We start from the raw sequence: 10,135 nt of genomic DNA, 5'->3' as shown, positions 1-10,135 counted from the left end.
GGTAACTACAAACCCCCACAGTGGACTTTCACCACCTAGTTAATCGCCATGCGTGGCGCACAAGAAAAAATCCCCCTCAAAAAAAGGGGGATTTGCATTGCACCAGGTCTAGGACTGAGCAACCTTGGAACGGCATTCCTCAGAACAGTAGCCTTGGAATTTCTCCTCACATTCGGGACAAACGATGTGCTGCAAGTGGCAAAAATCCTCTGCGCAGTTGATATATTTTTCGGCAGGCACACCGCAGTGGTGGCACTTCCCTACGATGACCTCTTCCACTTGATTAATGGGCACCGCAATCCGTTCATCAAACACGTAGCATTTTCCGTCAAAGAGCTGGCCCTTCACTTCAGGGTCTTTCCCATAGGTTACGATTCCGCCATGAAGTTGGGCTACGTCCTTAAACCCTTCTTTCAACAGGAACCCGGACAATTTTTCACAACGGATGCCGCCGGTGCAGTAGGTAAGGATTTTTTTATCCTTGTACTGACTGAGGTTTTCGCGAATCCACTCCGGAAATTCACGGAAAGATTCAACTTCGGGACGGATTGCACCCCGGAAATGTCCGATGTCATATTCATAATCGTTGCGACCGTCAAGAACGATCACATCCGGATCCTGCAGAGCCTCATAGAACTCCTTGGGTGACAGATACTTGCCTGTCAGCTGATTGGGGTCAATGTCCTCTTCCAACCGGAAGGTCACCAGTTCTTTTCTGGGCCGGACAAACATCTTTTTGAATGCATGTCCGTCCGCTTCATCGATCTTAAATACCATGTCGGCAAAACGGGGATCTTTCCGAATCTCCTCCATATAGGTTTCAGTCTGCTCGACCGTTCCGGAAACTGTGCCGTTAATCCCTTCTTCCGCCACCAAGATCCGGCCTTTAAGACCCAGGTCTTTGCAAAACTGAAGATGCTGCTGTGCATATTCAACAGGATCCTCGATTCGGACATACTTGTAATACAATAAAACACGATAAGGCTTTTCACTCATTCCTACACACCACCTAGTTGCAGATTAGGTAGACGGTTAACATAATAGCATTTACCCGCTTACGAATTCAAGTCTTAACTGTAGCATACTTATTGTCACAAAAACAGATTCACTTCATGACTTTTTTTGCGCACGAAAAAGCCCCCTGAAACAGGGGGCTTCTTTAAAGCAATTTCGAAGCTTAACGACCGGACAATGCTTGTTCTGCGAATTTCACCAGACGCTTTGTGATTTCTCCACCAACCGAACCATTTTGACGGGAAGAAGTGTCGGCACCAAGGTTTACACCAAACTCTGCTGCAATTTCGTACTTCATTTGGTCCAGAGCCCTTTCGGCACCGGGTGCAACATAATTGTTTCTGTTTGGCATGTCAATTTCCTCCTTTTTTAGTGGTGTATTATGTAAGATGAACAAAAAAATCCAAATTATGAATGGTAATTTTTTCACATTGGAGAATGCAATCAAAATTAAAAAAGCCCCGAGTCGAGGCTTTTTATAAAGTATATTGTTATGCGCGACCAGATAGAGATTGCTCAGCGAACTTCACCAGACGCTTAGTGATTTCTCCACCAACGGAACCATTTTGACGGGAAGAAGTCTCAGCACCGAGGTTTACACCAAACTCAGAAGCGATTTCATACTTCATTTGATCGAGAGCTTGCGCTGCACCTGAAACCAATTTGTTGTTTCTGTTTGGCATTTGCAATTCCTCCTTTTCATTGGTGTAGTCTTATAATTCCCGCTTCGTCAGGAGTTATGACTAGTAATTCTTAGTCAAATTGCCAATGCAATGCAGACTTACGGCAGAAACCCTTGCTGACTGATAAAAATCCGGTCTTCCCGAAATTCCTTTTGTAACTTGTCCAACACTTGCAAGTACGCGGTTGAATCGTACCAGTCAACCAGTCCGATCTCTTCATAAACCGATCTGATACCCAATCGGTGTGTGCGTTTGCCGCCGCTCCCGTCTCCCATAAAATAATCATCCAGGCACACACGATCAGCTACGGCGGACAGCATCTTTGCAAAATTGTCACTGCTGGGCAGCAGAGGAGCTATAGTTGCCTGAGTGGGTAAATCTGCCTCGACGATTTTTTTCAAAGCATGGATTCGGGCTGTGATGGTCGGTGCCAATGGGGTAAACACTTGTCTCATGTCCTCCCGGTCGGTCTCAATGGTCATACTGATGCGGATTCTGTCTTTCAACTGAAGAAACAAATCAATATCTCTCGTGACCAGCGGGCTTCTCGTCTGAACAAACAAAAATTCCGGCTTTTCATCGACCATGACTTCCAACAGAGATCGGGTGATTCCCGCTTTGGACTCAATCAGTTGGTAGGGGTCTGTACTCGATGACATGAAGATTGTGACAGGCCCTTTTTTCTTGGCCTTAACCAGCTCTTTTCTTAATTGCCCGGCTGCCCCTTCTTTTACATCGATCCATGTCCCCCACGCTTGCTCGCGCAATAATGCGATTGGCATTTGCCGGACATAACAGTAGGAACAGGCATATGAACACCCTGCATAGGGATTCAATGTGTGACTGTAACCGGTGAGATAGCCGCTCGCCGGATTTAGCATTTGTTTTGGTTTTTTATATGCAATTTCAGGCTTCACACAATCCCTCCTTGAATTCGCTTACTCCTACTATACCAAATAAAGAAAACGGCCCCGCCGAGACTCTGGCGCGGGTGGAGCCTTAGTTGCCCTGATACTTAAAAATTGGCACCCCAAACAGGTTCAATAGGATGATGGATTCGAGTATCATGGAAATAAGCCCTTCTTGGGTGATGACAGTTTTGGATTCCATGGCGAGGAGTAATTGCCAATGAATTTGGAAAGAGATCCGTTTGAAACGACATTTGAGAGCTTAGAGGCATTAGTGGATACCATTAGTGAAGTTCTGCATTGTCCGGTAACCCTCGAAGATGCAAATCATCGTTTATTGGCCTACAGCTCCCATGACCCGCAAACGGATCCCGCCCGAATCGCCACCATTATCGGTCGACGGGTCCCGGAAAAGGTGATCAACAGCTTATGGCGGGAAGGTATCATACAACAATTGGCCAACAGTGATGAGCCAATCCGAATAGCAGCCATCAATGACGTTGGACTCGGCAATCGGGTGGCGATTGCAATCCGCAAAAACCAGGACGTTTTAGGCTATATTTGGGCTCTTCAGGTCGACAATCCGTTCCGTGACGAAGCAATGGCGCAATTGAAAAAAGCTGCCCAAGCGGCCAAAACGAAGCTGCTGCAGCTCCGGGTGCAAAAAAGAAAGCAGGAAGAAGGTCTTCAGCAGTTTTTCTGGCAGCTTTTGACGGGACATTTAAAGTCGGATTCACTGATTAGGGAAAACGCCCAAAAATTACAGCTGGTGCTCCCGAATTTCTTTAAAGTGCTCGTGTTCGAATTTGCTGAGGAAATCAGCAGTCACCTGCAGCAAAAAATCCAATATCTGATTACAACCACTCAACGGATTCGAATCATTTGTTACGCAATAGACCGAAATCAGTTAATTCTTTTGTCTGCACCGCTCAACGAGGTCCCATCTAAACAAGACTTTGCTGACTTTATCAGAAATTTTAAGACACAAATGAAGGATCGTTTCCGGGTGGCTCCCATCGAAGCCGGTTGCGGTTCGTTAGGCAGCAAAGATTATACAAGGGTGGAATCCGGTTATCAGGAAGCTTTAACAGTTTTGCAGATTAAAAAACAATTTCCAAAGGAAACAAAAGCAATCCATGATTACGAGGATTTAGGTTTTTATCGTTACTTGCCTTTCATTCTGCAGCAGCAGCGGCACTCTCACATAGAAAACCCTTGTCTCAAAAAACTGAGAGACTATGACCGGGAGCACAATACCGAATTGTTTCAAACATTGGAAGCCTATTTGACAAGCGACAGCAATGTCAAAGATGCAGCAGAACTCCTGCATGTTCACGTGAATACATTAAATTACCGGCTGATGAGAATCTCGGAGATAACAGGAATTAATCTAAAAGACATGGATCAAAAGGTGAGCCTTTACCTGGACTTAAAACTTGAAAAATTTGTTGACTGACCGTGTTTGTGAAATTTCACAAATGCGGTTTGTTTTTTTCTTTTTTCTCCACAATGAAAAAAACCAAGCTCCAACTTATACTTGATTTACATCATAAGTCCAGAGGGGGTTCAGTCATGAGAATCGGGATACCGAAAGAAATCAAAAACAACGAGAATCGGGTAGCGATCACTCCTGCCGGAGTCGAAGCGTTGAAGAATAGCGGACATGAAGTGTACATCGAAGCCTCTGCAGGGATTGGGAGCGGTTTTGCAGACGAAGAATACAAACAAAAAGGTGCTGTAATCCTTGATTCTGCGGCAGAAGTATGGTCGAAAGCCGAAATGGTTATGAAAGTGAAAGAGCCTCTGCCGCAGGAATACGGCTATTTTCGCGAGGGGCTCATTCTCTTCACCTATCTGCATCTGGCTCCGGAGCCGGAATTAACAGAAGCATTGGTCGAGAAAGGCGTTATTGCAATTGCTTATGAAACCATTCAATCGGACGACCGTTCGTTGCCTTTGTTAACCCCAATGAGCGAAGTCGCAGGTCGCATGGCTGTACAAATCGGTGCTCAGTTCCTGGAAAAACCGTATGGAGGAAAAGGAATCCTGCTGGGCGGCGTACCAGGTGTGCAGCCGGCGGAAGTTGTAATTATCGGCGGCGGGGTCGTGGGCACCAATGCGGCAAAAATGGCCCTTGGTACGGGAGCACGGGTTACCATTCTCGATGTGAATCCGGATCGTCTCCGCTATCTCGATGATATCTTTGGCGGCCGCGTTGCAACGGTAATGTCCAACTCTTACAACATTGAGCAGGCTGTTCGCAAGGCAGATCTTTTGATCGGGGCCGTATTGATTCCCGGCGCAAGAGCTCCCAAGCTTGTGAAGGAATACATGGTTCAGGGAATGTCAAAAGGATCGGTGATTGTGGACGTTGCGATCGACCAGGGCGGATCGATCGAAACGATCGACCGTGTTACAACACACTCCCAACCCACTTACGAAAAGCATGGTGTGGTGCACTACGCGGTTGCCAACATGCCGGGTGCCGTTGCAAGAACTTCAACTCTTGCGTTAACCAACGTTACCATTCCTTACGCACTGCAAATCGCAAATAAAGGCGTATTGCAGGCTATCAAAGATAACAAGGCACTGTATCGCGGAGTGAACGTAGCAAACGGTTCCGTCACCTATGAAGCCGTGGCAAAAGATCTTGGTTATACCTATGTTCCTGTTGAAAAAGCGCTTGAAAAAGAATTTGCTCTCCTATAGGCAACCATCCCCTCACGTTTTGAGGGGATGGTTATTTTGCTTAAAATGTAAAATTGTCCGGGTCGGGTCCCACCCTTTTATTGATGTTTAGTCCATCCAACCTTGCCATGTCTTCCATGGAAATTTCAAAATCAAAGATCGCCGCATTTTCGATAATGCGTTCGGTTTTGACCGATTTCGGAATTGTCACCACCTCATTCTGCAGGTCCCAACGCAGTACAATTTGAGCAGGTGTTTTCTGATACTTTTCCCCTATTTCGATGACAGTTGGTTCCGTAAGGATCTCCCCCCGGGCCAGCGGGCTCCATGCTTCAAGCTGAATGCGATGATTTTTACAGAAGGAGTGCAGCTCTTTCTGGGTCAATCGCGGATGGTATTCCACTTGGTTTACCATAGGGGCAATTTCGACATCCTCCAGTAAGTCCCGCAAATGGTGAATATGAAAATTACTTACGCCGATTGCCCGGACCATACCTTCTTTATACAGTTTCTCAAGAGCCTTCCAGGTTTCCTTATACTTGCCTTGTACCGGCCAGTGAATCAGGTACAGGTCAATATATTCGAGATCCAGCTTTTTTCGGCTTTCTTCAAACGCTTCCAGCGTCGATTCATATCCTTGCTGAGTGTTCCAAACCTTCGTTGTGACAAAAATCTCTTCGCGCGGTATTCCACATTCCTTAATCGCTGTCCCGACACCTGCTTCATTGTTATAGAAAGCAGCAGTATCTATGCTGCGGTATCCCGCTTCAATGGCTGCCTTCACCGCCCCCTTCACTTCTTCACCCTCACTTGACTTGTAAACACCAAGTCCAAGCCAAGGCATCTTCACACCGTTGCTCAATTCCGTGCAATCTGAAATACAATTGGCCACTCAAATCCCCTCCCATGTCCTTGTAAGTATCTATTGCCATATATCGGCGGTATTCCTATGATACCATAATTTAATTTCTGCAGATGCTTCGTTGGCCGCTTCTCCTTTTGTTGAATAGGCTGGAGTATAGTCAAACACCGAAAGGAATTGGAAGATCATGCCGACCTGCAGATTACCGGTTTCTATTCAAACCGTCCCCATCCGGGTTGCAAATGTCCTCGTGTATTACCCGCGAGTAGAAGGATTAACAGATCCAACTGTCCAGGAAAAAATCAACAATACAATTTTTCAGCAGGTTTATGCCTTATTGACGGAACAAGGATATGGTCAGCATCCAAACATTGAGATGCGGGGTTTCTATGAAATCAAAACCAATGAACGAGGAATCCTGAGTCTCACATTAAGCAATTATGCATATATCCCCCGCCATGCGCATGGACTCACTATTATCAAATCGTTGACCCTGGATGTTCAAACGGGGAAAGTGTATGAATTAAAGGAACTGTTTAAACCCAATAGTGCGTACGTTCAAAGAATATCGGACATCATCCGGAAACAAATTAAAAAGCGGGATCTTCCGCTGTTGGGCGAATTTAAAAGCATTCGACCCGACCAAGATTTTTATATGGCAGATAAAGCGTTGGTTGTGTATTTTCAACTCTATGAAATCACCCCTTATTACGTGGGATTGCCGATGTTCCCAATATCCGTTTATGATCTGCAGGATATCCTTGATGAAAATGGGCCCCTCGGAAAAATGCTCCCGAGTGAATAAGCTGCTCTTCCTAACGAAAAGGCTGTTGATTCCTCAGTATCAACAGCCTGTCTGCTTACAACGCAATTTTTACTTTGGTATTTCGAAGGAGCTTTTTAAGGATACGATCAGATTGAAAACCAACTGCTCATCCGTTGTAAACTTCGGATCCACGTTAAAGTATCCATGTCTGAAGAATTGAAACTTATCTTGAGGCTTTGCCTCTTTCATGTTTGGCTCAACAAAACCAATTACGATTTCGAAAGAGTTTGGATTTACATTCTCAAGAAACGATTGTCCATCTTCACCCTTCTCGTCCAGAATCAGGGAATCGTACAATCGAAACTCTGCCGGCAGGGCATGCTTGGCATCTACCCAATGGATCGTGCCTTTCACTTTTCTTCCTGTGAAGCCCGTTCCGCTCCTGGTTTCAGGGTCATACGTACAATGCAATTCCACAACATTTCCGTTCTCATCTTTAATTACTTCATTGCATTTGATGAAATACGCATGTTTCAATCTTACTTCATTCCCCGGAAAGAGTCGGAAATACTTGGCCGGCGGATTTTCCATGAAATCGTCCTGTTCGATATAAATTTCTCGGGAAAACGGAATTTGCCGCATGCCCATTTCCGGATTTTCAGGATTGATCTCCGCCTCCAGCATTTCGACCTGATCCTCCGGATAGTTCGTGATCACCACTTTTAGCGGTCTTAACACAGCCATTGTTCTGGGGGCTTTTAATTTCAAATCTTCCCGGATAAAATGTTCCAACATTTTATAGTCTACAATTCCGCTTCCTTTTGTGACGCCAAGCTCTCTTACGAAATTCCGGATGGCTTCCGGAGTATATCCTCTTCTGCGCAAGCCGGAAATCGTAGGCATGCGGGGATCATCCCAACCGTCCACATGCTTTTCATCTACCAACTGCTTTAACTTTCTCTTGCTCATTACAGTATTTGTCAGGTTTAATCTCCCGAACTCATATTGTCTTGAAACATGTTCCATTTCACATTCCCGGATGACCCAATCGTATAAGGGGCGGTGATCCTCAAACTCTACGGTACACAAGGAGTGAGTGACACCCTCAATGGCATCTCCCAGAGGATGGGCAAAGTCGTACATCGGATAAATGCACCACTTATCCCCTGTATTGTGGTGTGTTGCATGCACAATCCGATAAAGAACAGGGTCTCTCAAGTTTATATTTGGGGAGGCCATATCAATCTTGGCTCTTAACACTTTCTGGCCATCTTGAAATTCGCCTTTTCGCATCCGCTCAAAAAGATCCAAGTTTTCTTCAACCGTCCGATTTCGATACGGACTTTCTTTTCCAGGCTCTGTTAATGTTCCGCGAGTCTCGCGAATTTCTTCGGCCGATAGGTCATCTACATAGGCTTTTCCTTTTTTGATCAATAACACCGCGCGGTTATACATTTCCTCAAAATAGTCGGATGCAAAGAATAAGCCGTCCCATTCAAACCCTAACCATTTCACATCTTCCTTGATGGATTCCACGTATTCGATATCTTCTTTTAATGGATTCGTGTCATCAAAACGCAAATTGGTTTTTCCTTTAAATTCATCCGCCAGTTCAAAATTGATCACAATCGACTTGGCATGTCCGATATGCAAATACCCGTTTGGTTCCGGGGGAAAACGGGTGATGATTTGATCCACTTTTCCTTCTTTCAAATCGTCAATCATAATATTTCGAATAAAATTGGATGAAGTCGGCTGGTTTTCCATCGTTAACAACCTTTCTCAGTCACAAAGTCATACAAAAAGGGGCTGATTCACCTTGTATTAAATAATACTGTACTCCAATGAGAGAGTTCAACCTAATCTCACCGAATATTATTGCCGTTCATACTTTCTTTAATTTCCGCCATTCGTTTCTTTCCCCACTCGTACATCGCTTCCACGATCGGCAAAAGTGTCATCCCCAGCTCCGTCATAGAGTACTCCACTCTGGGAGGTACTTCCGGGTAAACTTCCCGATGTACGATCCCGTCTTCCATCAGTTCGCGTAACTGATTCGTCAGCATTTTGCGCGTGATTTTTGGAAAGAGCCTCTGCAGCTCACTAAACCGGTGGGGTCCTTTTGCACCTAAATTCCATAAAATTACAACTTTCCATTTGCCGCTTATCATGGACAGGGTTAATTCTTTTTCACAATTGAAATCGCCATTTCGAATTTTCTCTTGAATTTCTTTTCTCAATGTATCTGACATCTATCCTCACGCCCCCCTTATGCGTCGATAGTCACAACATCTATAAAAGGAGATTATACCACGATCTCGAAAACAATTTTAATTCAACCTAAAACAACGAAAGCCCTGCCTCTCTTTCATCCTTACGGCTCCGATGACCGCGCCAGTGTGAATCAAGCTGTCAAAAACTTATAAAAATGCATCCGAATTTTGAAATGGAATATGAGGTGATTAAGATGGGGGTATTCGGAGGAAAACGGGAAAATAAAAAACTGCCCGAAACCGGGCAGTATCTGTTTTTGCTCCAAATTAGAGTTTAACAACGTTTTCAGCTTGCGGTCCGCGGTTTCCTTGAACAACGTTGAATTGGACACGTTGTCCTTCATCCAAAGACTTGAATCCTTCTCCAGTAATCGCGGAAAAGTGAACAAATACGTCACTGCCGCCTTCAACTTCGATGAAACCAAATCCCTTTTCTGCGTTAAACCATTTAACTGTACCTGTTTGCATTTGTAAAACCTCCAAAAATTTTTCATTTGTTGCAATTTGATGGGTCCAAAAAAAAATTCACATATTATAAAGAGATCAATCAAGATGAAGTGATAACCCTTTATAATATGTGAATTATGAACTCCATTTATTCAACTTCGTTCATTGTAGCACTTATGACGAAAATTAGCAAGTTGCTTTTCTTTACTGGCCTATGATTTCCTGCACCCTGCCCACTTGACCGTCATCCAATCGTACTTTAATTCCATGCGGATGAAAGCTTGAATTGGTGAGTATGTCCTTTACGACGCCACGAGTTCTTTTCCCGTTGCTTGATCTTTTTTCAATACAATATCCACCTGAATTCCCCGAACAATGTCCTTTCGATTCTTTCCATTCATATTCTCACCCCCGTCTTCTTCCACTAAGACTCTCGGAATTAAAATTTCCTTACAGGCTCTAGTCTCTTGACTAGGGCCATTTATTGTTTCACC

13 protein-coding genes are annotated in these 10,135 nt (G+C 44.6%); 3 read left to right on the top strand and 10 right to left on the bottom strand.

Annotated elements, in window-relative coordinates; translation table 11 throughout:
• Positions 1-108 precede the first annotated feature (108 nt).
• The 4 genes from trhO to ACFO8Q_RS09415 all read right to left on the bottom strand — a co-directional run bounded on the left by trhO (position 109) and on the right by ACFO8Q_RS09415 (position 2,614).
• The gene (trhO, locus tag ACFO8Q_RS09430) at positions 109-996 is read right to left on the bottom strand and encodes an oxygen-dependent tRNA uridine(34) hydroxylase TrhO (protein WP_380025519.1); all 888 of its coding nucleotides are present in this window, start codon (positions 994-996) and stop codon (positions 109-111) included.
• A gap of 181 nt (positions 997-1,177) precedes the next feature.
• Positions 1,178-1,366, bottom strand: a complete 189-nt coding sequence (locus ACFO8Q_RS09425) for a small, acid-soluble spore protein, alpha/beta type (protein ID WP_380025518.1) — start codon at positions 1,364-1,366, stop codon at positions 1,178-1,180.
• Between the two features lie 139 nt (positions 1,367-1,505).
• Positions 1,506-1,697 (bottom strand): small, acid-soluble spore protein, alpha/beta type, encoded by a 192-nt coding sequence (locus tag ACFO8Q_RS09420; RefSeq protein WP_380025517.1) that lies wholly within the window; start codon positions 1,695-1,697, stop codon positions 1,506-1,508.
• Positions 1,698-1,795: 98 nt separating this feature from the next.
• Positions 1,796-2,614 carry an SPL family radical SAM protein gene (locus tag ACFO8Q_RS09415; protein ID WP_380025516.1) on the bottom strand — a complete coding sequence of 273 codons (819 nt, stop codon included), beginning with the start codon at positions 2,612-2,614 and terminating at the stop codon, positions 1,796-1,798.
• Between the two features lie 211 nt (positions 2,615-2,825).
• On the opposite strand from ACFO8Q_RS09415, the gene ACFO8Q_RS09410 reads away from it, so the two are divergent.
• Both ACFO8Q_RS09410 and ald read left to right on the top strand, forming a co-directional pair.
• Complete coding sequence (locus tag ACFO8Q_RS09410) at positions 2,826-4,061, top strand: PucR family transcriptional regulator (RefSeq protein WP_380025515.1); 1,236 nt, start codon at positions 2,826-2,828, stop codon at positions 4,059-4,061.
• Between the two features lie 116 nt (positions 4,062-4,177).
• Positions 4,178-5,314 (top strand): alanine dehydrogenase, encoded by a 1,137-nt coding sequence (ald, locus tag ACFO8Q_RS09405; RefSeq protein ID WP_380025514.1) that lies wholly within the window; start codon positions 4,178-4,180, stop codon positions 5,312-5,314.
• Positions 5,315-5,354: 40 nt separating this feature from the next.
• Here the strand turns inward: ald and ACFO8Q_RS09400 are convergent, their stop codons facing one another.
• Complete coding sequence (locus ACFO8Q_RS09400; RefSeq protein ID WP_380025521.1) at positions 5,355-6,137, bottom strand: aldo/keto reductase; 783 nt, start codon at positions 6,135-6,137, stop codon at positions 5,355-5,357.
• Between the two features lie 205 nt (positions 6,138-6,342).
• Between ACFO8Q_RS09400 and ACFO8Q_RS09395 the strand changes: the two genes are divergently transcribed.
• A complete protein-coding gene (locus ACFO8Q_RS09395; protein ID WP_380025513.1) occupies positions 6,343-6,960 on the top strand; it encodes a DUF3298 and DUF4163 domain-containing protein in 618 nt (205 codons plus the stop codon).
• 69 nt (positions 6,961-7,029) lie between these two features.
• Here ACFO8Q_RS09395 and ACFO8Q_RS09390 read toward each other — a convergent pair whose 3' ends face one another.
• From ACFO8Q_RS09390 to ACFO8Q_RS09370, 5 genes are all read right to left on the bottom strand, one after another.
• Positions 7,030-8,688 carry a glutamine--tRNA ligase/YqeY domain fusion protein gene (locus tag ACFO8Q_RS09390; RefSeq protein WP_380025512.1) on the bottom strand — a complete coding sequence of 553 codons (1,659 nt, stop codon included), beginning with the start codon at positions 8,686-8,688 and terminating at the stop codon, positions 7,030-7,032.
• Between the two features lie 98 nt (positions 8,689-8,786).
• Positions 8,787-9,173: a winged helix-turn-helix transcriptional regulator gene (locus tag ACFO8Q_RS09385; protein ID WP_380025511.1), complete on the bottom strand. Its 387-nt coding sequence runs from the start codon at positions 9,171-9,173 to the stop codon at positions 8,787-8,789.
• Between the two features lie 288 nt (positions 9,174-9,461).
• Positions 9,462-9,662: a cold-shock protein gene (locus tag ACFO8Q_RS09380; RefSeq protein WP_144940456.1), complete on the bottom strand. Its 201-nt coding sequence runs from the start codon at positions 9,660-9,662 to the stop codon at positions 9,462-9,464.
• A gap of 183 nt (positions 9,663-9,845) precedes the next feature.
• Complete coding sequence (locus ACFO8Q_RS09375; RefSeq protein WP_380025520.1) at positions 9,846-9,989, bottom strand: YwbE family protein; 144 nt, start codon at positions 9,987-9,989, stop codon at positions 9,846-9,848.
• Positions 9,944-10,135, bottom strand: a 192-nt coding sequence (locus tag ACFO8Q_RS09370; protein ID WP_380025510.1) for a DUF2196 domain-containing protein, incomplete at its 5' end; no start/stop codon positions are given. The genes ACFO8Q_RS09375 and ACFO8Q_RS09370, both read right to left, overlap by 46 nt.

Source organism: Effusibacillus consociatus (genome assembly GCF_042652925.1).
Classification (GTDB): domain Bacteria; phylum Bacillota; class Bacilli; order Tumebacillales; family Effusibacillaceae; genus Effusibacillus; species Effusibacillus consociatus.
The sequence above is the reverse complement of the archived record's forward strand: the minus strand, read 5'-3'. Positions and strand labels throughout refer to the sequence as shown.